General features: G+C 59.5%; 25 protein-coding genes. 18 read left to right on the forward strand and 7 right to left on the reverse strand.

From position 1 onward, the window contains the following. Positions 1-10: 10 nt before the first annotated feature. The 5 genes from alr (at position 11) to nrdR (ending at position 3,222) form a co-directional block, all read left to right on the forward strand. Entirely contained in the window at positions 11-1,180 is a 1,170-nt protein-coding gene (alr, locus tag KQI17_RS10645; RefSeq protein ID WP_216496216.1) for an alanine racemase, read from the forward strand. 153 nt (positions 1,181-1,333) lie between these two features. Further along, positions 1,334-1,699 (forward strand): type II toxin-antitoxin system PemK/MazF family toxin, encoded by a 366-nt coding sequence (locus tag KQI17_RS10650; RefSeq protein ID WP_371821990.1) that lies wholly within the window; start codon positions 1,334-1,336, stop codon positions 1,697-1,699. Positions 1,700-1,792: 93 nt separating this feature from the next. Then, positions 1,793-2,359 (forward strand): hypothetical protein, encoded by a 567-nt coding sequence (locus KQI17_RS10655; protein WP_216496217.1) that lies wholly within the window; start codon positions 1,793-1,795, stop codon positions 2,357-2,359. 68 nt (positions 2,360-2,427) lie between these two features. Continuing rightward, positions 2,428-2,670, forward strand: a complete 243-nt coding sequence (locus KQI17_RS10660) for a hypothetical protein (protein WP_022018733.1) — start codon at positions 2,428-2,430, stop codon at positions 2,668-2,670. Between the two features lie 93 nt (positions 2,671-2,763). After that, positions 2,764-3,222 (forward strand): transcriptional regulator NrdR, encoded by a 459-nt coding sequence (nrdR, locus tag KQI17_RS10665; RefSeq protein WP_022018734.1) that lies wholly within the window; start codon positions 2,764-2,766, stop codon positions 3,220-3,222. A gap of 53 nt (positions 3,223-3,275) precedes the next feature. On the opposite strand, the gene KQI17_RS10670 is transcribed toward nrdR, so the two are convergent. Together KQI17_RS10670 and KQI17_RS10675 are read right to left on the reverse strand one after the other, a co-directional pair. Then, on the reverse strand, positions 3,276-3,656 hold the full coding sequence (locus KQI17_RS10670) for a DUF4363 family protein (RefSeq protein WP_216496218.1): 381 nt from the start codon (positions 3,654-3,656) through the stop codon (positions 3,276-3,278). Continuing rightward, a complete protein-coding gene (locus tag KQI17_RS10675; protein WP_216496219.1) occupies positions 3,653-4,336 on the reverse strand; it encodes a DUF421 domain-containing protein in 684 nt (227 codons plus the stop codon). Before KQI17_RS10675 ends, KQI17_RS10670 begins: the two co-directional genes overlap by 4 nt. Positions 4,337-4,739: 403 nt before the next feature. On the opposite strand from KQI17_RS10675, the gene glmS reads away from it, so the two are divergent. Continuing rightward, positions 4,740-6,578, forward strand: coding sequence for a glutamine--fructose-6-phosphate transaminase (isomerizing) (gene glmS / locus KQI17_RS10680; protein ID WP_216496220.1), 1,839 nt, complete (start codon positions 4,740-4,742; stop codon positions 6,576-6,578). A 505-nt stretch (positions 6,579-7,083) separates the two neighbouring features. Here the strand turns inward: glmS and KQI17_RS10685 are convergent. Genes KQI17_RS10685 through KQI17_RS10695 form a run of 3 tightly spaced genes read right to left on the reverse strand, consistent with a single transcriptional unit; the run spans position 7,084 to position 8,979 of the window. Then, a complete protein-coding gene (locus tag KQI17_RS10685) occupies positions 7,084-7,989 on the reverse strand; it encodes a D-alanyl-D-alanine carboxypeptidase family protein (RefSeq protein ID WP_216496221.1) in 906 nt (301 codons plus the stop codon). Between the two features lie 25 nt (positions 7,990-8,014). After that, on the reverse strand, positions 8,015-8,491 hold the full coding sequence (locus KQI17_RS10690; protein ID WP_216496222.1) for a metallophosphoesterase: 477 nt from the start codon (positions 8,489-8,491) through the stop codon (positions 8,015-8,017). Next, positions 8,488-8,979 carry a small multi-drug export protein gene (locus KQI17_RS10695; protein WP_253285787.1) on the reverse strand — a complete coding sequence of 164 codons (492 nt, stop codon included), beginning with the start codon at positions 8,977-8,979 and terminating at the stop codon, positions 8,488-8,490. Before KQI17_RS10695 ends, KQI17_RS10690 begins: the two co-directional genes overlap by 4 nt. Before the next feature lie 559 nt (positions 8,980-9,538). On the opposite strand from KQI17_RS10695, the gene infC reads away from it, so the two are divergent. From infC to rplT, 3 genes are read left to right on the forward strand one after another with little or no spacing between them, the layout of a single operon-like run. Next, positions 9,539-10,045: a translation initiation factor IF-3 gene (infC, locus tag KQI17_RS10700; protein WP_022018741.1), complete on the forward strand. Its 507-nt coding sequence runs from the start codon at positions 9,539-9,541 to the stop codon at positions 10,043-10,045. Between the two features lie 27 nt (positions 10,046-10,072). Continuing rightward, complete coding sequence (gene rpmI, locus KQI17_RS10705; RefSeq protein ID WP_022018742.1) at positions 10,073-10,270, forward strand: 50S ribosomal protein L35; 198 nt, start codon at positions 10,073-10,075, stop codon at positions 10,268-10,270. A 35-nt stretch (positions 10,271-10,305) separates the two neighbouring features. After that, positions 10,306-10,656, forward strand: coding sequence for a 50S ribosomal protein L20 (gene rplT, locus KQI17_RS10710; protein WP_022018743.1), 351 nt, complete (start codon positions 10,306-10,308; stop codon positions 10,654-10,656). Between the two features lie 252 nt (positions 10,657-10,908). Here rplT and KQI17_RS10715 read toward each other — a convergent pair whose 3' ends face one another. After that, entirely contained in the window at positions 10,909-11,112 is a 204-nt protein-coding gene (locus tag KQI17_RS10715) for a hypothetical protein (RefSeq protein ID WP_216496223.1), read from the reverse strand. Positions 11,113-11,206: 94 nt separating this feature from the next. Between KQI17_RS10715 and KQI17_RS10720 the strand changes: the two genes are divergently transcribed. After that, positions 11,207-11,425 (forward strand): helix-turn-helix domain-containing protein, encoded by a 219-nt coding sequence (locus KQI17_RS10720; RefSeq protein WP_216496224.1) that lies wholly within the window; start codon positions 11,207-11,209, stop codon positions 11,423-11,425. A gap of 645 nt (positions 11,426-12,070) precedes the next feature. Here the strand turns inward: KQI17_RS10720 and trmB are convergent. Next, complete coding sequence (trmB, locus tag KQI17_RS10725) at positions 12,071-12,724, reverse strand: tRNA (guanosine(46)-N7)-methyltransferase TrmB (protein WP_253285788.1); 654 nt, start codon at positions 12,722-12,724, stop codon at positions 12,071-12,073. Positions 12,725-12,990: 266 nt separating this feature from the next. On the opposite strand from trmB, the gene KQI17_RS10730 reads away from it, so the two are divergent. The 8 genes from KQI17_RS10730 to KQI17_RS10765 form a co-directional block, all read left to right on the forward strand. After that, positions 12,991-13,767 carry an enoyl-CoA hydratase-related protein gene (locus tag KQI17_RS10730; protein ID WP_216496226.1) on the forward strand — a complete coding sequence of 259 codons (777 nt, stop codon included), beginning with the start codon at positions 12,991-12,993 and terminating at the stop codon, positions 13,765-13,767. A 48-nt stretch (positions 13,768-13,815) separates the two neighbouring features. Further along, positions 13,816-14,652: a 3-hydroxyacyl-CoA dehydrogenase family protein gene (locus KQI17_RS10735; protein WP_216496227.1), complete on the forward strand. Its 837-nt coding sequence runs from the start codon at positions 13,816-13,818 to the stop codon at positions 14,650-14,652. 502 nt (positions 14,653-15,154) lie between these two features. Continuing rightward, on the forward strand, positions 15,155-16,966 hold the full coding sequence (thrS, locus tag KQI17_RS10740) for a threonine--tRNA ligase (protein ID WP_253285789.1): 1,812 nt from the start codon (positions 15,155-15,157) through the stop codon (positions 16,964-16,966). 434 nt (positions 16,967-17,400) lie between these two features. Continuing rightward, positions 17,401-18,405 carry a TAXI family TRAP transporter solute-binding subunit gene (locus KQI17_RS10745; protein ID WP_216496229.1) on the forward strand — a complete coding sequence of 335 codons (1,005 nt, stop codon included), beginning with the start codon at positions 17,401-17,403 and terminating at the stop codon, positions 18,403-18,405. Positions 18,406-18,475: 70 nt separating this feature from the next. Further along, positions 18,476-18,922, forward strand: coding sequence for a DUF1850 domain-containing protein (locus KQI17_RS10750; protein ID WP_216496230.1), 447 nt, complete (start codon positions 18,476-18,478; stop codon positions 18,920-18,922). A 41-nt stretch (positions 18,923-18,963) separates the two neighbouring features. Next, on the forward strand, positions 18,964-20,931 hold the full coding sequence (locus KQI17_RS10755; protein ID WP_216496231.1) for a TRAP transporter permease: 1,968 nt from the start codon (positions 18,964-18,966) through the stop codon (positions 20,929-20,931). 191 nt (positions 20,932-21,122) lie between these two features. Further along, positions 21,123-22,058 (forward strand): DUF6017 domain-containing protein, encoded by a 936-nt coding sequence (locus KQI17_RS10760; RefSeq protein ID WP_216496232.1) that lies wholly within the window; start codon positions 21,123-21,125, stop codon positions 22,056-22,058. Between the two features lie 60 nt (positions 22,059-22,118). Beyond that, on the forward strand, positions 22,119-23,043 hold a 925-nt coding region (locus tag KQI17_RS10765; protein WP_216496233.1), incomplete at its 3' end, for a ParB N-terminal domain-containing protein.

Consider the following 23,043-nt stretch of genomic DNA (forward strand, 5'->3'; position numbering starts at 1 on the left):
GTGAACTTATATGGAGAGTACACTGAAGCGCACATGGGCGGAGATCAGCTTGGATAATCTCACCCATAATTTTGAGACCATTCGCCGTCAGGTCGGACCGAAGGCGAAGCTCCTCGGCGTGGTCAAGGCGGACGCCTACGGTCACGGCGCGGTGCGCGTGGCGAAGCATCTTGAAAGGCTCGGCGCGGGCTATCTCGCCGTGTCGAACCTCGACGAGTGCGAGGAGCTGCGCGTGAACGGGATCACGCTCCCCATCCTGATGCTGGGCTTCACGCCCGCCGATCAGGCCGGGCGCATCCTGAAAAACGACATGACGCAGGCCGTGCCGAACCTCGCCATCGCCGAGGCTTATTCCTCCGCCGCGGTCCACGCGGGCGGAACGATGAAGGTCCACATCAAGCTCGACACCGGCATGGGCCGTCTCGGCTTCCAGTGCGACGACGCGCACTTCGACGCGAGCCTGCGCGACATTCTGAAGATCCTCACGCTTCCGGGGCTGGACGTGGAGGGCGTGTTCACGCACTTCTGCGTCAGCGACGAGGCGGCAGACGAGTGCGTGGAATTTACAAAGGTCCAGCACGACCGCTTCCTGCGCATGATCGACGCCGTGGAAACGCAGGGCAATTTCCGATTCCGCCTGCACCACTGCTGCAACGCCGGCGGCATCGCCAGCTACCCCGAGTGGGCGTGGGACATGGTGCGCTGCGGCATCATTCTCTACGGCACGGGCGACCTTGCCGAGCGGATGGGCATGAAGCCCGTCATGACGGTCAAGACCACCATTTCCACCATCAAGGACTTTGACCCCGACACCTCCATCAGCTACGGCCGGCAGTTTTTCACGACAAGACCCAGCCGCATCGCGGTGCTGCCCATCGGCTACGCCGACGGCCTTTTCCGCGCCCTCTCCGGCAAGCTGCGCGTGCTCACGCCCTACGGCGAGGCGCAGCAGGTCGGGCGCATCTGCATGGATATGTGCATGATCGACGTGACCGACCTCCCGCAGCTCAGGGTCGGCGACGAGATCGAGGTGTTCGGCGAGCATCAGCTCATTGAGACCGCCGCCAAGCAGTGCGGCACCATCAGCTACGAGCTGCTTTGCGCCGTCAGCAAGCGCGTGCCGCGGTATTATTACCTCGGCGGCAAGTGCGTTGACCGCAATCTCCAGCTCCTCGGATAAGCACCGCCCCCGCGCGCCGCGCATAGGATAGCGTGGGCGGGGGAGCGGAGAAATTCGGTACGCTCCGTATAAATCCCGCCCGAGTGTGGGAGAATGAAAGTGACCGGCCGCGAAGGACGCGGCGGGAACTTCTTCTCGGAGTGTGAACGAAGCGTGGATACCAATGTCAGACGAGGCGATATCTATTACGCCGACCTCTCTCCCGTGGTCGGGAGCGAGCAGGGCGGCGTGCGTCCGGTGCTCATCATCCAGAACGACACCGGCAACCGCTACAGCCCGACGGTGATCGCCGCCGCGATCACGTCCCAGACGAACAAGGCGAAGCTGCCGACGCATATCGCGCTCTCTGCGCCGGACCACGGTCTGCCGCGCGACAGCGTGGTCCTGCTCGAGCAGGTGCGCACGCTCGACAAGCGCCGCCTGCGCGAGCGCATGGGCCGTGTGGACGGCGAGCTGATGGAGCGCATCGACGCCGCCATCGCGGTGAGCTTCGGGCTTGGCAATACGCAGCTGATCTGAAAAGGCCCGAAAGAAGGGGACGGCGCGTCCTCTTCTTTCGCGGCGGCTTTTGCCGCGACATACCCCCTGCACAAAAGAAAAGGAAGGTACATCATGAAAAAGACTCCTCACGCGCTCACACGGCTCTTTACGCTCCTGCTTGCGAGCCTGACGATCCTCTCGATCTCCGTCGCCGCGGCGGGGACGGCGGGCTCCTCGTCCGATCCGCTCGTGACGCTCAGCTATCTCAACGAAAAGTTCCTGCCGGAGCTTATGACCAGGGTGGACGAAAAGCTCGCCGCGCGCACGGACACGGCCTCGAAAGAGCTGCGCGCGCAGGTGGACGCCAACATCAAACAGCTTGAGGAGAAGTACGGCTCGCAGACATCAGGCGAGGGCGCGAGCACCGGCACGGCGGACAGCTTTGTGGTCGTCACGATGACGAACGGACAGGTCCTCTACGGTGCGATCGGCTGCGAGGTCATGCTGCGTGTCGGCACGGCGTCGGTCGTGTCGCCCTCCAGCCCGGGCCTTATTGACTCGACCGGCGGCACGACGCTGGACAACGGCGCCGGCCTGACGAAGAACCATCTTTACATGATGACGATCTCCGACCGCGGCGTCAAGGCGACTGCGGCGACGACCAAGCTGCTCGTGCGCGGCACCTATGAGGTCAAGTAAAAACCGAAATAAGCAAGGCTGCCTGTGCATAGAGTGTACAGGCAGCTTTTTTGTGGGGAGGCGGGAGCATGGACGATCAGGCGGTCTGGCGGCGCGGCGCGCCGGTGCGCTTTCCGAGCGCCCGCTGGGAGCTGACCTTTTCCCGCGCCCTGCGGCGCGAGAACGGCGGACGGTTGGAGCTTGCCCTGCCGTATTCGCCCGCGCGGCCCTGGCCGCTCCCGGAGCTGTTCTGCTTCGCGCGCGTGGAGGAGATCGGCGGAGAACCCCACATCATCTACGCCTTTGACCGAAGGAAGGCCCCTATATTTTGAAAAAACTGAAAATTATGTCTACCATTTTGCAAAGGACTGTGCTACAATAAAACTGGAAGTATATCCAAACCAAAGAAAATGAGGTGCGAGCCCATGAAATGCCCCTACTGCGGTTACAAGGAAAGCAAGGTCGTCGACTCCCGCCCGGCGGAGGAGGGCAGCAGCATCCGCCGCCGCCGCGAGTGCCTGTCGTGCGAAAAGCGTTTCACCACCTATGAGACGGTGGAGAGCCTGCCGATGGTCGTCATCAAGAAGGACGGCAGCCGCCAGAGCTTCGACCGGAGCAAGGTCCTGCGCGGCATGATCCGTGCCTGCGAAAAGCGTCCCGTGTCGTTCGACGAGCTCGAGCGCATCAGCGAGGAGATCGAGCAGAACCTGCAAAACTCCCTCGAACGCGAGGTCTCGACCGAGGCCATCGGCGAGCAGGTGATGGACAAGCTGCGCAGCGTGGACGAGGTCGCCTACGTCCGCTTCGCCTCCGTCTACCGCCAGTTCAAGGACATCGACACCTTCATGCACGAGCTCAACAAGCTCCTTGCGGACAAGACCTAAGGCGACACCGCACAATTGCGTCTTCGTGCTTCACCGAATCGCGCGGTGCCGCCTTAAAGTATATTCTTGATCGAGATTTCCTCCATCTCGTCGAGCAGCCGCAGCTGCGTGAGCAGCTCGGCGGTGTTGGCGCGGAACTCTGCGCCGTCCTCGCTTTCGGCGAAGCTGTGCGAAACGGCGAAAAGCGCCTCCGCCGCGTCCAGCTCCGCGTGCTCGACCATGATGTGAAAGTAGGTCTGCCGCGCGTCCCAGGAGGCATACACCGCGCCGAGCGCTTCGCGCGCCCCCTCCCAGTCCTCCGCCTCGGCGGCGGCAAGGGAGACCTCCACGCCCGCGCACCAGCCGTCCACGCTTTTTGAGACGTAACGCGCGTTGGCCATCGCGCCGCCGAAGAGCAGCGCGAGCACCAGCAGGGGAGAGAGCCAATGCCTCATTTCGCCCCCTCCTTTCCGATGCAGAGGATCTTGCCCGCGTCGTCGATGGTGAGGAGCAGCACCTCCGAGGGGCTGCGATAGCCGCGCGAGGAAAGCTCCTGCGTGAGCCAGCCGCGCGTCAGGCCACGATAGGCAAGGCCGCCGTCGAGCACGCGCCCGTCGTTGATGAGCACCTGCGGGAGGAAAAGATCGTCCTTCACCGCGCGCCCAAGCTGCTTCGGCGTCGCCGGCTGCTCGGCGGGGTAGAGCAGCACGGAGAGCTGCCCGTCCGTCTCCAGAATGGCGTACTTCACCGTCGTGAGGTCGGTCACGCCCTGACTGCGCAGCGCCTCGATGAGCTCGTCGAGCGTGAAGCGGTTCGCCCGCATGGCGGCTTGCTGAAGCTGACCGTCCTTGATGAGCGTGGTCGGGCTGCCGCACACGAGCCGCCGTAGCCGGATGGAGCGCATACAGCCATACGAGAGCAGCATCGACAGCGCGAGCAGCGTCACGATCGGCACCACGCCGTTGAGCAGCGGGATGCCGAAATCCTGCATCGGCACGGCGGCAAGGTCGGAAATGAGCATCGTGAGCACCAGCTCGGTCGGCTCCAGCTCGCCGATCTGGCGCTTGCCCATCAGCCGCAGACCGAGCATGATGATGAAGTATAAAAGGATCGTGCGCACAAAAGCGGTGACCATGGCGGAGCCTCCCGTAAGGATTTTTCGCCTTATTTTGCCCCGTGTGGGAACATTTTATTGCCTTCCACCGTCATATCCTGACGGTGGAGATAGATTCCATTTTCAAAGCACAGACAAAGAAAGGAGTTTTCGGCTCAAAACCGACAAAGCGCCATGAGCCTCCCTCGCGGAGGACGACGAGGCGGGAGGTGATCGAATTTTTCGGCGGATGCCTCCCCGTGCGGTTCCGGCGCGCACACAGCCGACAAATACGCGGGCGACCGCGGAACAAAGGGACTGTGACGGAACGGAAAAGGTGAAATCTCTGTGCGTTTCCCTTTTTGATCGCGCAGGGCGTATTGCGCCCTGCGGCGGAGCCCTGCGCTCCGCAGAGACTTTTGTGATCATAAAGGAGAACTTTTTTATGTGTGGTATCGTTGGATACGTCGGCAGCGAGCAGGCTGCCCCCATTTTGCTCGACGGCCTCGCCCGTCTGGAATACCGCGGCTATGACAGCGCCGGTATCGCGGTCGTTTCGCCGCGGCATGAGCTTCAGGTCAAAAAAACCGTGGGCCGGCTCAAGGCCTTGAGCGACCTCGTCCACGGCGGCGCGGATGTGGAGGGCACCATCGGCATGGGCCATACCCGCTGGGCGACCCACGGCGCGCCGAACGACGTCAACTCCCACCCCCACGTCAGCGAGAACGGCAAGTTTGCCGTCATCCACAACGGCATCATCGAAAACTATGTCGAGCTCAAGGAATTTCTGATCTCGCAGGGCGTGACCTTCAGATCCGAAACGGATACCGAGGTCGTGGCGCAGCTGCTCGAGTTTTACTACAACGAGTGCGGCGACTTCTTCGAGTCCGTGGGCCGCGTGCTGCGCCGCATCGAGGGCGCCTACGCGCTCGGTATGCTCTGCGCCGATTGTCCCGACCGCATCATCGCCGCGCGCAAGGACGCGCCGCTGCTGCTCGGCTTCGGCGAGGGCTGCAGCTTCCTCGCGAGCGACGCGACCGCCATCATCAAGCACACGCGCGACGTGGTGTATATGGACGACGGCGAGATCGCCGTGCTCACCCGCGGCGGCATCCAGCTCTACAACGCCATGCAGCAGCCCATCGAAAAGGAGCATCACCACATCGAGTGGGAGGTCAGCGCGGCGGAGAAGGGCGGCTATCCGCACTTCATGCTCAAGGAGATCATGGAGCAGCCCGATGCCCTGCGCCACGCCATCGCGCCGCGTCTGCGCGGCGGCGAGGTCGTGTTCGACGATCTCAAGCTCACGCCGGAGAAAATTCGGGGCTTTGACCGCATCTTCATCGTCGCCTGCGGCTCGAGCTACCACGTCGGCATGGTCGGCAAGTACAATCTGGAGCATCTGCTGCGCCGCAACGTCGAGGTCGCGCTGGCGAGCGAGTTCCGCTACAGCGACCCCATCGTGGACGATAGGACGCTCGTCATCATCATCAGCCAGTCCGGCGAAACGCTCGACACCATGGCGGCGCTGCGCGAGGCGAAAAAGCGCGGCGCGTACATCCTCTCCATCGTCAACGTGGTCGGCTCGTCCATCGCCCGCGAGAGCGACGACGTGCTCTACACCTGGGCTGGCCCCGAGATCGCCGTCGCCACCACCAAGGCGTATTCCACGCAGCTCGCCGTGCTGGATATGGTCGGCCTCTGCTTCGCCAAGATCCTCGGTACGGTGAAGGAGGAGGAATACGCCGACACGGTGCGTGAGCTTGCGCTCCTGCCCGACAAGGTGAAGGAAACGCTCGGCCATTGCGAGGACATTCAGAAGTACGCCGCGCAGCACTTCCACCACGAGAGCGTCTTCTTCATCGGCCGCAACCTTGACTACGCGCTCGGCCTCGAAGGCTCGCTCAAGCTCAAGGAGATCAGCTACATCCACTCCGAGGCCTACGCCTCCGGCGAGCTCAAGCACGGCACGATCTCTCTCATCGAGGACGGCACGCTCGTCATCGCGCTGGGCACCTACGGCCCGCTCTTTGATAAGGCGATGAGCAACGTCGTTGAGGTCAAGGCCCGCGGCGCGGATGTGCTGGCACTCACCACGGAGAGCCACCGCGGCGAAATGGCAAAGACCGTCGATCACGTCCTCACCATTCCCGATACGGCCGCGATGCTGCTGCCCTCGCTCGGCGTCGTGCCGCTCCAGCTCTTCTCGTACTACATCGCGCTCCAGCGCGGCTGTGACATTGATAAGCCCCGCAACCTTGCCAAATCCGTCACCGTGGAATAAAAGAATAAAAAGGGAAGCTCCGGCAGCCGCCGGAGCTTCCCTTTTTGCGGGGAAAATGCCCCACAACGCTTATACTATATCATTTCGCGGTTTACCGTGTCAACACAAAACTGCGCGAAAGCGAAAAGTTCAGAGCCATGCACAGTTTTCTCCCTGCCTTTTTCGTGCGTTCGGCGGCTTGTGCGGGGCGCGGAGATGTGCTATAGTAAAAGCACCTCAAGAAAGGGTGAGTCCAATGTACAGCTGATCCCGAAGGCACCGACGACCGGTCCCGGCACTCTCGAATGTTGAAACGTCATAAACGGAGTTCACCGCCTCCTGCGGTGTTGATATAGAGCGAGAGTGACACCATGAGCAAGCGTTATCCGGTGCCGCCGACTTTGCAGAAAGAGAGGTAACCAAGGATGTTAGATAATAAGAGCGCAGAGAAATAGCCCTTGACCGCGCGAGAGAAAAAGCGGTCAAGGGCTGTTTCTTTTTTGCCGTAAAGCTGCCGGAGGGCGGCTTATTTTTTTACATAATAGGCGTAGTATTCCTCGAACGTGAGATCGTTTTCATAGATGAACGTCGCGACGTCGACGCCGACGTAGCGGTAGTGCCATGGCTCGAACTTGTAGCCGGTGATGTACTCCATGCCGTCGCCGTAGCGCAGGATGAAGCCGAAGCGGTGGGCGTTGTCGCGCATCCAGACGAACTGCTGTGTGTTCTTGAAGCCGTTGAGCGTACCGCCGGGAGCGATGACGTCCAGCGCAAGACCGGTCTGATGCTCGCTGTAGCCCGCGCGGGCGGAGAAACGGTCGGTCGTTGCCTCGCTGTACTGCGTGCGGTAGCGGGCGTAGAGGTTCTTCTGCGTCTGGTAGCTGCGGTAGGGCGAGGCGTTGACAAGGTGCAGCCCGGTCTCCGCCCACATGGCCTCGACCAGGTCGCAGAAGGCGTCGTTGACCTCGCTCTTGAGCTTGCCGCCGTTGGAGTAGGCGGGCTCGACCGTCACAAGCCCCTCCGGCACATAGTCGCTCGCGAGACGGCTATATTTGTTGACCAGAATGAGATCGCCGTCGTCCGGGTCCGCATCCACCGCGGCGGTAAAGCGCGGCAGATCGTTGTCCGTGTTCACGATGCGCAGCACCTGCTCGAGCGTCCAGGCGCCGCCGGTGCGGTAGGCAAGGTAACGCTGCGCGCGGGTCTCGTCGTAGTGCGGCAGCTTCGACAGCGCGTCCAGCAGGGCCGGCTCGTCGAACCACGAGGCGGGCGTCTGCGCGAGCGCGGCAAGCTGCTCCGCGCTGAGGGCGGGCTGCTCCTCGACGGCGGGGGCGGGCTCCTCCTCGGGCGCGGACTTTTCCGCCGCCGGCAGAAAGGGAGCAAGACTGATGAGCAGGCTCAGCGCAAGCGCGATCAAGGGTTCGGAGGGCATGGTAGGGTCATCTCCTGATTTATTTTTATTCCAAAGTAAAATTTGCGGGGGAGAGCTTGTCCTCCTCGACCGTCAGCACCCCGTAGGACGGGCGGCGATGGTCGCCGATGCTGCCGGGATTGACGAGCCACAGCCCATCGTGGTAGTCGATGTGCGGGATGTGCGTGTGCCCGTAAAGCAGCGCCTGCGCGCCGCGCTCTCGCGCCTCGTAGGACGCGCGCAGCAGCGAGGACTTCACGCCCAGCGTGTGCCCGTGGCAGAGCAGCACGCGGCAGTCGCCGAAGAAGACGACGCGCTCGCGCTCCTCAAAGCGGCCGAGGTCGCAGTTGCCCGGCACCTGCTCGAGCGGGATGCGGGGATACAGGCGGTGCAGCGCCTCCGCGTCGCGCCAGCCGTCGCCGAGGTGAACGATGGCGTCGAGCGTGGAGGGGCGCTCACGCTCCACGGCGCGGATCATGTTGTCCTCATTGCCGTGGGAGTCGGAAAAAACGAGAATTTTCATAGCAGCGCAGCAGCTCCGTAGGTGAGAAGTGAAATGATGATGCCCGCAAGGAACACGCCGGCGGTGATGGCGGGCACGGCAAGCTTGAGCCGCAGATCGAGCAGCGCCGCGATCAGCGCGCCGGTCCACGCGCCCGTGCCGGGCAGCGGCACGGCGACAAAGAGCAGCAGCCCCCACGCCTGATAGCGCACGACCTTATCGCTCTTGCTCCAGGCCTTCTGCTCGATCCGGTCGACCCAGCGCCCGAGGCGCGGGATATGGGCGCGGATCCACGCAAAGCCCCTGCGCGCAAAAAGGATGATAAACGGAACGGGAAGCAGATTGCCGAGCAGCGCCGCGAAAAAGGCATCGCGGAGCGGAAGCCCCATTGCTACGCCGGCGGGCAGCCCGCCGCGCAGCTCGATGACCGGCAGCATCGAAATGAGCACGGTCGCAAGGAATTTTCCCTCGCCGGCCGAGAGCAGCCATTGCACGATCGCGTCTGTCATGCGCCGCTTCCTTTCCTGAATGATAACGCACCTATTATATAAAACCTCACCGGAAAATACAAGAAAAGATTTGCGGGAAGAAACACGGGAAGGGGACGGCCTCGTGCCGTCCCCTTCCCATTCTTATGCAAGCTCAGCGCTGGTTGGTGTTCTGGTTCTGCTCCTGGTTCTGATTGGTGTTCTGCTCCTTGTTCTGGTTCTTCTCCTTCATGTGCCCGCCTCCTTTCCTTTGTTCTGCTACGGCAGATAGTTTTTCCGCGCGGCGGAAAAACTATACACGGCGCGCAAAAATCCGCAGCGCGGCCGAAAAATGGAAAAATTTCTTCTTCACGGCATTTTTCCGCAAATTATCGTTGACAAACGGCGGTGGAGGTGGTATCATACCTACGCAAAACAAAGAAGAACGGCAGCATCCGTTCTCACCTTTAGCGAAAGCGAGAAGGTCAATGATCGAAAAAGCGCGTGGGCGCTTTGCGTTTGTTGTACGGGTGCGGCATGGCTGCGCTCGTTTTTGTTTGGTCAAATCATTTAATGGAGGTGCTTCGGTATTAGCAAGGATGTGCATCAGCTCAATGAGGACATTCGAGACAGCGAGATCCGTCTGATCGGTTCCACCGGTGAGCAGCTCGGCATCATGTCTGCCGCCCAGGCGCAGCGGATCGCCGACGAGCAGGGGCTTGACCTCGTCAAGATCTCCCCGCAGGCTACGCCCCCCGTGTGCAAGCTCATGGACTACGGCAAGTTCCGCTTTGAACAGGGCAAGCGCGAAAAGGAAGCGAAGAAGAACCAGCACGTGGTCGAGATCAAAGAGATCCGTATGTCGCCCGGCATCGATGTCGGCGATTTCAACACAAAGCTCAAGAATGCCCAGAAGTTCCTTGCCGACGGCAACCGCGTCAAGGTCTCGGTCCGCTTCCGCGGCCGCGAGATGGCGCATACCGACATCGGCAAAGACCTGTTGGTGCGCTTCGCCGAGCAGTGTGCCGAGGTGGCGACATTGGATAAAGAGCCCAAGCTGGAAGGACGCAGTATGTCCATATTCCTTTCCCCCAAGACCGGAAAGTAACACAATATACGAAAAGGAGAAACTACCATGCCCAAGCTGAAGACCCACAGCGGTTCCAAGAAAAGATTCAACCTGACCAAGACTGGCAAGGTCAAGATGGCCAAGGCCTTCAAGAGCCACATCCTGACCAAGAAGCCCACCAAGCGTACCCGTCACCTGCGTGCGGGCGGCTATGCCGACGCTACCGTTGCCGGCACCATCCGCAAGATGATCCCCTACAAATAAGATAATTACGATACGCTTTAAGGAGGCTTACTGATATGGCACGTGTTAAGGGCGCGATGATGACGCGCAAAAGAAGAAACAAGACTCTGAAGCTCGCGAAGGGCTACTGGGGCAACAAATCCCGCCACTTCAAGATGGCCAACCAGGCCGTGATGAAGTCCCTGACCTACGCTTACACCGGCCGCAAGCTCAAGAAGAGAGATTTCCGCAGCCTGTGGATCACCCGCATCTCCGCCGCCTGCAAGATGAACGGCATGAACTACTCCACCTTCATGCACGGTCTGAAGGTCAAGGGCATCGAGATCAACCGCAAGATGCTCAGCGAGATGGCGATCAACGACGCCGTCGCGTTCACCGCTCTTTGCGACCTCGCGAAGAACGCGTAAAAAGTGCAAACGAAAAGAGACGCTGTAAGGCGTCTCTTTTTTTTATAACAAAGGGGTCATTCTCTACCGTAGAGAATGACCCCTTTGAAACCCCAAGAGAGCGCAAGGGCTGCGCCCTTGACCTGCCATCGCCGGTTTTCTACGAAGCTGCGACTGCACGCGCTGTGCAAAATACTGCCTGCAATGCTTGGCGCGGCTTTCGATTTGGTCTGCTCCTTGCGGCCGCTGCCGCTCTGCGGCGGGGTTTCGGGTCTACCGCTCTATGAGGTCATAGGGGTTTCGGAAGCACTCGTAGACGTCGTTTTTGCCGACGATGACACGACGCATTTTTTCAGTGACCTCACGCGCCTGCGTAAGCGTCTTTTTTGCCGCGCCGAAATTTTGCTGTTCCAAGTCCTGCAGCGCCTCGCGGATCGAGTGCTCGAGATAATAATACATATTCTCATAAGTCGGCATAAAAATCACTCCTTATAGCACATTATAACCTGAAACAGGTTACGCTGCAATACCCTGTTTCAGGTTGCCGTATAGTGCTGACGGGGTGATAAGAATGTATCAGCGTTTGCGCGATCTGCGCGAGGATAGAGACTGGACGCAAAAAGAGCTTGCAGCCATGCTCGGTATGTCGCAGACCGGATATTCAAAATATGAGACGGGAGAAAATGATATTCCGACTTCTATTTTATTGAAGCTTGCGGATATTTACGGAACGACGACCGATTATCTCCTTGGCCGTACAGACACGTTTGCTCCGCCGAAAAAGAAATAGTCCGTGACCCCGCCGCAGAGCGGCAGCGGCCGCAAGGAGCAGCCCAAATCGAAAGCCGCAACAAGAAGCTGCACGCACTCCTTTGCGCAGCGCGTGCAGTCGGCCTATTGTCAGGCTTCCGATGGCGGGGTTGAGGGGGTGCGCCCCCCGCGCGTTTTCTCACCGCTTTTTCGCGCAAAAAAGCGGTGCCGCCGAAGGCTGATGCCTTCAGTCCTCACCGCAGAGCGGCAGCGGCCGCAAGAAGCAGCCCAAATCAAAAGCCGCAACAAGAAGCTGCACGCACGCCTTTGCGCAGCGCGTGCAGTCGGCCTATTGTCAGGCTTCCGATGGCGGGGTTGAGGGGGTGCGCCCCCTCGCGCGTTTTCTCACCGCTTTTTCGCGCAAAAAAGCGGTGTCGCCGAAGGCCGATGCCTTCAGTCCCCACCGCAGAGCGGCAGCGGCCGCAAGGAGCAGATCAAATCGAAAGCCGCAAAAAGCGCGGCTGCGCCGCGCCGATGCACTCTCATACGGTTGCTGAAAGCTGATTTAATATGAGCGGCTCGGGGGTCAAGGGGCTTGCCCCTTGCGCTCTCTTGGGGTTCTAAAGGGGGTATTCTCTACGGTAGAGAATACCCCCTTTGCTATACGCCGCGCGTTGCGCGGCCGTTATTCTTCCTCCGGCTCCTCCCACGGCGTCATCGTGGCGACTAGACGGTGGATGGGCGTGCCCAGCTCGTGGAATTTCGCCTCGTAGTCGGTCATCACACCGACGGCGCCGTTCGCGTGCAGATCGTCCGTGACCTCGGAGAGCGTAAAGCCAAACTGCGGGATCTCCTCCACCGACCAGGCGAAAAGCGGGGCGTTGTCCGTCTTGAAATGAATCTGCCCGCCGTCCTTGAGCACCTTGCGATAGAGCTTGAGGAAATTGCCGTGCGTCAGGCGGCGCTTGGCGTGGCGCTTCGTCGGCCACGGGTCGCAGAAGTTGATGTAGATGCGGTCGACCTCGCCCAGGGCGAAAAACTCGGGCAGGATGTTCGCGTTCGCGTCGATGAAGCGGACGTTCAGAAGCCCCTCGGCGGCGCAGCGCTCCATGGCGACCACCATCGCGTCGGGCACCATCTCCACCGCCACGAACAGCACGTCGGGCTCCGCGGCGGCGGTGCCCGCGGTGAAGCGTCCCTTGCCGCAGCCCAGCTCAACACGCAGCTCGCGGGCCTCCGGCATCAGCTCGCGCCAATGGCCGCGGTGCGCGATGGGGTCCTTGATCTGCAGCGCCGCGCAGCGCTCCATGCGCGGCAGCAGGTTCTTTTTCTTTCTCATTCGCATGGGGAAATACCTCGCTTTTTGCGTTCATTTCCTGCCTATCATAGCGGAAACGCGGCGATAACACAAGAGAAAAATGAAGTCTTTCCGTCAGCAAAGAGGAATTTGCCGCAGGAACTGCGTTACATTGTCAGAAATGAATCAATTCTTGCAAAAAATGTGATCAAACTGGAAATAATTTCAAATGAAATGATATTCCTCTTGCAAAACGCGGGGGAATTGCATATAATAGCCCCATTAAGAGAAAACAAGGAGGGCATACCATGTCTTTCGTGACCTATGAACCGCAGGGCGCGGTCGCGTATCTCATCATCAACCGTCCCGAGGCGCTCAACGCGCTCAACTCGCAGGTGCTCGCCGACCTTGACGCGGCGCTCGACGCCATTGACCTCGACGCCGTCCGCTGCCTGATCGTGCGCGGCGCGGGGGAGAAGTCCTTTGTCGCCGGCGCGGACATTGCGCAGATGAAAGGCCTCACCAAGGCCGAGGGCGAGAGCTTCGGCAAGCAGGGCAACGACGTGATGCGCAAGCTCGAGACCCTGCCCATTCCCACCATCGCGGCGGTCGGCGGCTACGCGCTCGGCGGCGGCTGTGAGCTCGCCATGAGCTGTGATTTCCGCATCTGCTCCGATACCGCCGTGTTCGGTCAGCCCGAGACGGGTCTCGGCATCACTCCCGGCTTCGGCGGCACCCAGCGCCTCGCGCGTCTGGTCGGCCCCGGCATGGCCAAGCAGATGGTCTACACCGCCCGCAACATCAAGGCGGACGAGGCCCTGCGCATCGGTCTGGTCAACGCCGTCTATCCGCTCGCGGAGCTTTACACTGCGGCGGAGAAGCTCGCCTCTCAGATCGCTGCGAACGCGCCCATCGCGGTGCGCGCGGCGAAGAAGGCCATCAACGAGGGGCTTGACCTCCCGATGGACGAGGCCGTGGTGGTCGAGGAGAAGGCCTTCGGCTCCTGCTTCGGGACCGCCGACCAGCAGGAGGGCATGGGCGCCTTCCTCGAAAAGCGCAAGCACGAACCGTTCACCAACAAGTAAGCGTTACTTGACAATTTATAAATTTCAATTCATAGGAGGAACACAAAAATGAAAGTTGCAGTTTTCGGCGCCGGCACCATGGGCAGCGGCATCGCGCAGGTCTTCGCGGCACACGGCCACACCACTCTGATGTACGCGTCCAGCGTCGCTTCCGCGCAGCGCCACAAGGACAAGCTCGACGCTTCCCTGCAGAAGCGCGTCGAGAAGGGCAAGATGACTCAGGAGGCCAAGGATGCCCTGATGGCGAATATCTTCGTGGAGGAGAAGTCCGCCGCCGCCGATGCCGACCTCGTCATTGAGTGCGCCAAGGAAGAGATGGCGTACAAGCGCGCCATGCTCAGCGAGCTGGATGAGCTGTGCAAGGAATCCACCATCTTTGCCACCAACACCTCCTCTCTGTCCGTCACCGAGATGGGCCTGGGCCTCAAGCACCCCGTCATCGGTATGCACTTCTTCAATCCCGTTCCCAGCATGAAGCTCGTCGAGGTCATCCGCGGCGCGAACACCACGCAGGAGACCTTCGACTTCATCTACAAGCTCTCCGAGGAGATCGGCAAGCAGCCGGTCGAGGTCGCCGAGGCTCCTGGCTTCGTCGTCAACAAGATCCTCATCCCCATGATCAACGAAGCCATCGGCCTCGTTGAGACTGGCGTCGCCTCCGTCGAGGATATCGACAAGGCCATGATGCTCGGTGCGAATCATCCCATGGGCCCCCTCGCCCTCGGCGACTTCATCGGCCTGGACGTCTGCCTCGCCATCATGAACGTGCTGCTCGAGGAGACCGGCGATCCCAAGTACCGTCCCGCCCTGCTGCTCAAGAAGATGGTCCGCGGCGGCCAGCTCGGCAAGAAGTCCGGCAAGGGCTTCTATGATTACAGCAAGTAATTTTTCGACAAAATATAACAGAAAAAGAGCCGGTTTCGACCGGCTCTTTTTCTCAACACCGGAAAGGGGAGGAACACCATGAGCGAAAAGAAGTGCGTTTGCGGGCACGAGCTGGAAAGCGGCGGATTTTTCTCCGGCCTTTTCGGCGGCAGGGACGACGACAAGCCGCGCAAAAATCAGCCACCCGGGTTCTGAGCCTGCCCCTTGACAAATCCGCGGCGACGGCGTATACTGCTATCCATCAAACCAGCATCGACGGAGAAGAAACCGCAGAGCACCGCACAGAGAGGGACGCATTTCGGTGCAAGCGTCCTGCGTGAGCGGCGGCCGTACCACTCCCGAGCAGCCCGCGACGAGCGGGACGGGTTCGCCCGTTACAGCGGACACAAGCGGCGCAAACGCGCAAGCAGGGTGGAACCGTGGAGTATAGCAATGCTTCACCCCTGATACCGTCGGGGGTGAAGCATTTTTGCACCCTCAGAGTCAAATGGAGGTAACTGAAATGTCCGAAGAAGTCAAGATCAACGAAGAAAACCAGTACAGCTTTGAAAATCCCGAGTACCGCAAGACCTATTGGCACACCTGCTCCCATGTGCTGGCGCAGGCGGTCAAGCGCCTGTGGCCCGAGGTGAAGCTCGCCATCGGCCCCAGCATCGAGACCGGCTTCTACTACGATCTGCTCGCTCCCTTCGCCTTTACGCCGGAGCATCTGGAGCAGATCGAGGCGGAGATGCGCAAGATCTGCAAGGAAAAGCTCAAGCTCGAGCGCTTTGAGCTGCCGCGCGAGGAAGCCATCAAGTTCATGGAGGAGAAGGACGAGCCGTTCAAGGTCGAGCTCATCAACGATCTGCCTGCCGACGCGCACATCAGCTTCTATAAGCAGGGCGAGTTCACCGACCTCTGCGCCGGCCCGCATCTCGATTCCACCGGCCGCATCAAGGGCAACGCCATCAAGCTGACTGCCTGCAACGCCGCCTACTGGCGCGGCGACAGCAAGCGTGAAACGCTCCAGCGCATCTACGGCGTCGCTTTCCCGAAGAAGGAAGAGCTGGACGCCTACCTCAAAGAGCGCGAGGAGGCCGTCAAGCGCGACCACAACAAGCTCGGCCGCGAGCTCGAATATTTCACCACCGTCGACTGCATCGGTCAGGGTCTTCCGGTGCTGCTGCCCAAGGGCGCGCGCGTCGTGCAGGTGCTCCAGCGCTGGGTCGAGGATACCGAGCAGAAGCGCGGCTATCTTCTCACCAAGACCCCGCTGATGGCCAAGCGCGACCTTTACAAGATCTCCGGCCACTGGGATCACTATCTCGACGGCATGTTCATCCTCGGCGACCCGTATGACGAGACGAAGGAGTGCTTCGCCCTGCGCCCGATGACCTGCCCGTTCCAGTATCAGGTCTACCTGAACCGCCAGCGCTCCTACCGCGACCTGCCGATGCGCCTGGGCGAGACCTCGACGCTGTTCCGCAACGAGGATTCCGGCGAGATGCACGGCCTCATCCGCGTGCGTCAGTTCACGATCTCCGAAGGTCACCTCGTCCTGCGTCCCGACCAGCTCGAAGAGGAGTTCAAGGGCTGCCTCGACCTTGCCAAGTACTGCCTCGGCACCGTCGGCCTTCTTGACAAGTGCACGTTCCGCTTCTCCCAGTGGGATCCCGCGAACCCGAACAACAAGTACGAGGGCACGAAGGAGCAGTGGGATCACGCCCAGAGCGTGATGGAGCGCATCCTCAAGGACCTCGACGTCGACTACACCATCGGCATCGACGAGGCCGCATTCTACGGCCCGAAGCTCGACATCCAGTATAAGAACGTCTACGGCAAGGAAGACACCCTCGTCACCATCCAGATCGACATGTTGCTCGCCGAGCGCTTCGGCATGTACTACATCGACGAAAACGGCGAGAAGAAGCTGCCGTACATCATCCACCGCACTTCTCTCGGCTGCTACGAGCGCACGCTCGCCTACCTCATCGAGGAGTATGCCGGCGCGCTGCCGACGTGGATGGCGCCCGAGCAGGTGCGCTTCCTGCCCGTCACCGATCGCGCCGCCGACTACTGCGCCGAGCAGGCCAAGAAGCTCGAAGACATGGGCTTCCGCACCGAGGTCGATTACCGCAACGAGAAGATCGGCCGCAAGATCCGCGACGCGCAGACCGAGAAGGTGCCCTACATGGTCATCGTCGGCGACCGCGACATGGAGAACGGTACCGTCTCCCCGCGCCACCGCGCGGACGGCGATCTCGGCGCGATGAGCGTGGACGAGTTCTCCGCCCTGCTCAAGCGCGTTGTGGACAACAAGGAGCAGAAGTAAACCGATCTTTTTGGAAAAACAGTCACTCGTCAGAGTGACTGTTTTTTTGCCTTGGATTTAGCCAAAATGACGGACGGTGAAGGAAAACTTGCATAAATTCGAATAAGGTGCATGAAAAATTTATATATGAAGAAAAAGTAAAAATTTGTCGTCACCAAAAAATTTGTGTGAAATAACGGAACGAGCGGAAAAAGAAAGGGCTAAGAAAAATGGATTCCGCCTTAATTTTGTGCGAATAGCCAAAAGTGCAAAAGTATCTTGCAATAAAACTTGCAATAAGTTATAATGGCTATGCCTCAAAGAGGTACATTGGCCGTTTTGCAAAACGAAGAAGCGCCGGCCGACGCTCATGCACAACATTGGACAACGTTGTGCAGAATGCTCCCGACCGGCGGTAACGTTGCCGAAACGGTAAAACGAAAAGGAGATTGCGTATGAAAAAGTTCTTAGCCCTCATCCTGTCCGTCGCTATGATCTTCGCTCTTGTTGCCTGCGGCAGCAAGGAAGGTGGTACCCCCAACACCGACGGCGACACCCAGCAGACCGATAACCCCGCCGCTCCCGTCGACATCGTCATCGCCACCGGCGGCACCACCGGTACTTACTATGCCGTTGGTAACGCGCTCGTCACCACCATCGGCGACAAGCTGAGCCTGTCCAAGCTCACCGCTGTCGACTCCGGCGCCTCCAAGGCGAACGTCCAGCTCGTCACCGCCAACCAGGCCCAGATGTCCATCCTGCAGTCCGACGTTCTGAACTATGCTCACAACGGCTCCGGCGGTGAGACCATGTTCGACGGCGCTGCCGACAAGAACTCCCTGTGGGTCGCGGGCGTTTACAACGAGACCGTCCAGCTCGTCACCGCTCCCTCCATCACCAGCATTGAAGACCTCAAGGGCAAGACCGTCTGCGTCGGCGACGTCGGCTCCGGTACCGCTCTGAACGCGGCTCAGGTCCTCGAGGCCTACGGCATGACCTTCGACGATATCAAGGTCATGTACGACTCCTTCTCCGGCGGCGCTGAGGCCCTCAAGAACGGCCAGTGCGATGCGGCCTTCACCGTTTCCGGCGCCCCCACCCCCGCTCTGACCGACCTCGCCACCGCCTACAACTTCAATATGCCCTCCCTCAGCGATGAGGCTGTTTCCTATCTGACCACCAACTATCCGTTCCTCGTCCAGGATAACCTGCCCGCCAACACCTACACCTGCGTTGCGGACGAGACCGTCTGCGTCGCCGTCAAGGCCGTCTTCACCGCCTCCAAGGACCTCAGCGAGGATGTCGTCTATGAGATCACCAAGGCCATGTTCGACAATCAGGCTGACCTGGCCAAAGCTCAGGCCAAGTTCGGCTTCCTGAGCCCCGAGGGTGCTGTTGCCGGCTCCTTCGACCTGCATCCCGGCGCCGAGAAGTACTACAAGGAGATTGGCGTTCTGTAAGAACACCCAATCCTGAAAGAGTGCGAAAGTGCAACTGCGACAACGCATAAGCATGGCCGCTGCAATAGTCTTGATTATTGCAGCGGCCTCCCTCTTGATTCCCCGCGCCGGCTATTACCTGACGCTCCGCAATAAGGACAGCGGCGAGCTCTATGCGCGCTACCGCATGGACGAGGGGGATCGCTTTTCCATTACCTTTAAGCATTCCGTCAACCAATATCCGCTGACGGACACCTTTGAGATCAGTGAAGGAAAGATCTATGCCGAGGAGTGTAAGTACTATGCTTACGGCGCCGGCGTGCAGGTGGAGCTGAATCCCGGAGAGGAGCTCAGCTATACCGACGACGGAGCCATGCTCATCACCGGCATACATCAGGATAGAACCGGAGTCTGTTATGCCGTGGCCACCGTTTACGACTTCTTTTTGAAGGTAAAGGACGGTCCGGATATCAGTCTGCGTGATTTGTGTGGAAGAAATTCGCTGGTGACGCTCAATTATGAGTTCTTCCTCTATTGACGTCACAGTGTTCACCAATAAAAAGGAGGAGAAAAACACCAATGACTGACGCTGAAAAGAAAGTCTTGGACGAAGAGGTCGTCGTTGAAAGCGTAGACGTTGAAGTCGGTACGATGGAAGACGTTGACGCGATCATGAAAAAGTATGACCGCGAGTCCAACACCCGTGTCTGGGAGGGCACGCCGAAGAAGATCCTGCGCTATGTGCTGGCCGCCTTTATGCTCTTTATGGTCTACATGAACCTGTGGGCCACCTGGAGCGGCCAGATCCGCCGCTGCCTGTTCGTCGGCTTTGTGATCCTGTTCACATTCTTTATCTACCCCGTGAAGAAGGGCAATGTAAAGCCCAACTCCATGCCGTGGTATGATATCCTGCTCGCTGTCGCGGGCTGTATTCCCTATTTCTACTATGTTGCCAACTTCAAGAGGATTGTGGCGATGGGCATCGCCATCGGCCAGACCGAGGTCATCCTTGGCATCATCGGCACGTTGGTGCTCGCGGAGTGCTGCCGCCGCGCGGTGGGCCTTCCCATTCTGGTCGTGGCGGGCTGCTTTGTGCTCTACGCCTTCATCGGCCGCGGCATGAGCCTGGACCTGGTGGTCTACAACATCTTCTATACCACCAACGGCATCATCGGTACGCCGATCTCCGTCTGCTCGACCTACATTGCGCTGTTCCTGCTGTTCGGCGCGTTCCTTGAGGCGACCGGTGTCGCCAACTTCTTCATCGACTGCGCGAACGCGCTGGTCGGCTGGGCGTCCGGCGGTCCCGCGAAGGTCGCGGTCGTCTCCTCCGCCCTGTGCGGCATGGTCTCCGGTTCCTCCGTCGGCAACACCGTTACCACCGGTTCCGTGACCATCCCGATGATGAAGAAGACCGGCTATCCCCCCGAGTTTGCCGGCGCGGTCGAGGCTGCGTCCTCCACCGGCGGCCAGATCATGCCCCCCATCATGGGCGCTGCGGCGTTCATCATGGCGGAAATGACCGGCTATGAGTATGCCGACATCATCGTCCGTGCGATCCTGCCGGCGTTCCTCTACTTCCTCGGCATCTTCCTCGGCGTCCACTTCAAGGCGAAGAAGCTCGGCCTCGTCGGCCTCAAGCGTGAGGAGCTGCCCAAGTGGAAGCTCCTGCTGCCGAAAATCTATCTGCTCCTGCCCCTGATCGTCCTGACCTGGATGGTCGTCGCCGGTCAGACCATGGCCAAGAGCGCCATCTACGGCACCATCGTTGCCATCGTGGTCGGTATCATCAATAAGGACGACCGCATGACCCCGAGCAAGTTCGTCAACGGCCTTGAAAACGGCGGCAAGAACTGCCTGTCCATCGGCATCGCCTGCGGTATCGCCGGCATCATCTCCGTGTGCATCACGATGACCGGTCTCGGCGGCAAGCTGATCACCTATGTGGTCAAGCTCTCCGGCGGCAACCTGTTCATCGCCCTGTTCCTCACGATGATCTGCTGCATCATCCTCGGCATGGGCGTGCCCACCACCGCGAACTACATCATCATGGCCTCCACCTGCGCGCCCATCCTCATCAACGGTATGAACATGCACATTCTGGCTGCCAATATGTTCGTGTTCTACTTCGGCATCGTCGCCGACATCACGCCTCCCGTTGCGCTCGCGGCTTATGCCGGTGCTGCCATCGCCAAGGCGCCCCCGATGAAGACCGCGCTCAACGCCACACGTCTGGCGATCGCGGCATTCATCATCCCCTACATCTTCGCTTATAACAATGCGATGATCTTCGTCGGCGATGTCACCTTCTTCGGCGTTGCCTCCATCGTTATCTCCGCGACGCTCGGCATGGCCTCCATCGCCTCCGGCTTCATGGGCTATCTGATCCACGACCTGAAGTGGTACTCCCGTATCGCGCTGATCGCCGGCGGTCTGCTGATGGTCATCCCCGGTACGGTCACCGACCTTGCCGGCCTCGCCATTCTGATCGTTATCCTGCTCATCCAGAGGGCTGAGAACAAGAAGGAGAAGAAGGCTGCGGTCTGATCTCCCGAAAACACGAGAAAATAAAGAGACGCTTCGGGGTTCTACTGGTAAAGCCCACGACTTCAAATGTTAAATTTAGAGGCAGTTACCAGAAAAACGACCCGAACTGACACAATTCAATAGGCGAAAAAGGCACGATTTGATGTAATTTTCAAATCGTGCCTTTTTCATGCCCGCAGGAGGTGAAAAAAATGACAGAGATGCTGCTGACCGATTACTTTTACGGCGATGAATCCGAACAATTCAGCTACTTCCGAATCCCTCGCCTGCTTATCACAAGTCCGCGCTTCAAGGGACTATCAACAGACGCGAAGCTGCTCTATGGTATGCTGCTTGACCGTATGAGCCTGTCTGCAAAGAACGGCTGGTACGACGAGCAAAGCCGCGTCTACATCTACTACACCGCGGATGAGATTAGGACAGACATGGGCTGCGGTAACGATAAGGCGCTCAAGCTGCTCTCCGAGTTGGATACGAAGAAGGGCGTTGGCCTGATCGAACGAATCAAACAGGGACAGGGTAAGCCGACGAAAATATATGTCAAGCGCTTTACGACGCGGGAGCTTCCAGCGGACACGGCTGAGCCATCCGCGCAATGCCCTGATACCGGCAGAGGTGCAGACATCGATTTTTCCGACTTCCAGACATCGGAAAAGTCGATGTCAAGACCTCGGCAATCCCGATGTGCAGACCTCGGAAAAACCGATGCAAGTTATCCTAATAGAAATAAACCTGAGTTTAGTTATCCTGATCCATCTATCCAATCCCACGAAATGGAGATGGAGCGATACGAGTGCAGAAAAGAAGTCATGGAGCAGATCAACTACGTTGACCTACAGAAAAGCTATCCGTATGACGATGTGGACTGCCTGTTGGAGCTGATCGTTGATACGCTTTGCAGCACATCGACGACCATGCGTATCGGCGGAGACATTCTTCCGGCGAGCGCCGTCAAGGAGCGATACCGGCAGCTTGACGCCGAGCACATCAGGTACGTCATCGACGGTCTGCGCCAGACGACCACACAAATCCGAAACATAAGGGCTTATCTGCTTACGACGCTTTACAACGCGCCGCTGACGATGGGCCCTTATTATTCTGCCGCCGTGCGGCATGACACCGGTTAGAAATGTGTCCCACGGTGGGACGCAATTTTAGCATAAATCAAAAAACATGGAGGTATTGAAATGGCAACTGAAACCAGCAAAACCACATCCCCTGGCAACGCACCCCCTACACCCCAGCAGATCCCGCTCGCGCAGATACGCGATCTCCCCGGCATTGTGAACATCCGCACCTACACGCCAAAGGACTTAGGCGGCCTTGTCAGCAGTATCCAGTCGGTCGGCGTCCGTGAGCCGATCATCGTCCGCCGCAGCGAGGACGGAATGTATCAGCTTTTGGCAGGTCAGCGCCGCCGCAAGGCGAGCGAGCTTGCCAAGAAAACCACGATCCCTGCTCTTGTATACGAAATGACATTGGAAGAGGCGCGGTTTTATCACAAGGCGCAGTCGCTCGACCCAAAGGCAGTTATCCCTGGCAAGCTGGTGACGCTCTCTGCGGACGAGCCGAGCAGATCGGAGGAGAAGCCGCCCGCTGTTCCTGCCGCTGATAAGGACAAACAGAACGAGAAACCCGCGCCTACAGCTCCTATCAAGTCTGATCCGACCAAAGCGGAAGAGAAAACGCCTGTTGTACCCCTTGTGGCTGACAAGGACAAAGAAACCGAAAAGTCTGCGTCTGTGGTTCCTGCCAAGAGCGAGGCGGTCAAGGCGGAAGAGAAACCGGCCGACGCTCCTGCCGAAGCTGACAAGAGCAAAGAAACCGAAAAGCCAGCGCCTACGACCACTACCAAGGGCGAGACAACGAAGATGGAAGAAAAAATGTCTGCTGCACCTGCCGTAGCTGGCAAGGACAAAGAAGCTGAAAAGCCTGCGCCTGCGGCTTCCACCAAGAGCGAACCGGTCAAGGCGGGAGAAAAAGCATCCGCCGTGCCTGCCGCAATGGATAAGGGCAAGGAAGCCGAGAAGTCCGCTCCCGCAGCTTCGACCAAAGCGGCACCGGCTAAGCCCGCGGCAATGCCTGCCGGTCCCGCCGCCGTCGGTCCGACCG

This window comes from Oscillibacter sp. MSJ-31, assembly GCF_018918025.1.
In the GTDB taxonomy this organism is placed as follows: domain Bacteria; phylum Bacillota; class Clostridia; order Oscillospirales; family Oscillospiraceae; genus Hominicoprocola.

Coding starts and splice junctions, on each gene's coding strand:
- alr (WP_216496216.1), top strand. CDS start 11: ATGGAGAGTACACTGAAGCGCACATGGGCGGAGATCAGCTTGGATAAT.
- KQI17_RS10655 (WP_216496217.1), top strand. CDS start 1,793: ATGAAAAAGACTCCTCACGCGCTCACACGGCTCTTTACGCTCCTGCTT.
- KQI17_RS10660 (WP_022018733.1), top strand. CDS start 2,428: ATGGACGATCAGGCGGTCTGGCGGCGCGGCGCGCCGGTGCGCTTTCCG.
- nrdR (WP_022018734.1), top strand. CDS start 2,764: ATGAAATGCCCCTACTGCGGTTACAAGGAAAGCAAGGTCGTCGACTCC.
- KQI17_RS10670 (WP_216496218.1), bottom strand. CDS start 3,656: ATGAGGCATTGGCTCTCTCCCCTGCTGGTGCTCGCGCTGCTCTTCGGC.
- KQI17_RS10675 (WP_216496219.1), bottom strand. CDS start 4,336: ATGGTCACCGCTTTTGTGCGCACGATCCTTTTATACTTCATCATCATG.
- glmS (WP_216496220.1), top strand. CDS start 4,740: ATGTGTGGTATCGTTGGATACGTCGGCAGCGAGCAGGCTGCCCCCATT.
- KQI17_RS10685 (WP_216496221.1), bottom strand. CDS start 7,989: ATGCCCTCCGAACCCTTGATCGCGCTTGCGCTGAGCCTGCTCATCAGT.
- KQI17_RS10690 (WP_216496222.1), bottom strand. CDS start 8,491: ATGAAAATTCTCGTTTTTTCCGACTCCCACGGCAATGAGGACAACATG.
- KQI17_RS10695 (WP_253285787.1), bottom strand. CDS start 8,979: ATGACAGACGCGATCGTGCAATGGCTGCTCTCGGCCGGCGAGGGAAAA.
- rpmI (WP_022018742.1), top strand. CDS start 10,073: ATGCCCAAGCTGAAGACCCACAGCGGTTCCAAGAAAAGATTCAACCTG.
- rplT (WP_022018743.1), top strand. CDS start 10,306: ATGGCACGTGTTAAGGGCGCGATGATGACGCGCAAAAGAAGAAACAAG.
- KQI17_RS10715 (WP_216496223.1), bottom strand. CDS start 11,112: ATGCCGACTTATGAGAATATGTATTATTATCTCGAGCACTCGATCCGC.
- KQI17_RS10720 (WP_216496224.1), top strand. CDS start 11,207: ATGTATCAGCGTTTGCGCGATCTGCGCGAGGATAGAGACTGGACGCAA.
- trmB (WP_253285788.1), bottom strand. CDS start 12,724: ATGAGAAAGAAAAAGAACCTGCTGCCGCGCATGGAGCGCTGCGCGGCG.
- KQI17_RS10730 (WP_216496226.1), top strand. CDS start 12,991: ATGTCTTTCGTGACCTATGAACCGCAGGGCGCGGTCGCGTATCTCATC.
- KQI17_RS10735 (WP_216496227.1), top strand. CDS start 13,816: ATGAAAGTTGCAGTTTTCGGCGCCGGCACCATGGGCAGCGGCATCGCG.
- thrS (WP_253285789.1), top strand. CDS start 15,155: ATGTCCGAAGAAGTCAAGATCAACGAAGAAAACCAGTACAGCTTTGAA.
- KQI17_RS10745 (WP_216496229.1), top strand. CDS start 17,401: ATGAAAAAGTTCTTAGCCCTCATCCTGTCCGTCGCTATGATCTTCGCT.
- KQI17_RS10755 (WP_216496231.1), top strand. CDS start 18,964: ATGACTGACGCTGAAAAGAAAGTCTTGGACGAAGAGGTCGTCGTTGAA.
- KQI17_RS10760 (WP_216496232.1), top strand. CDS start 21,123: ATGACAGAGATGCTGCTGACCGATTACTTTTACGGCGATGAATCCGAA.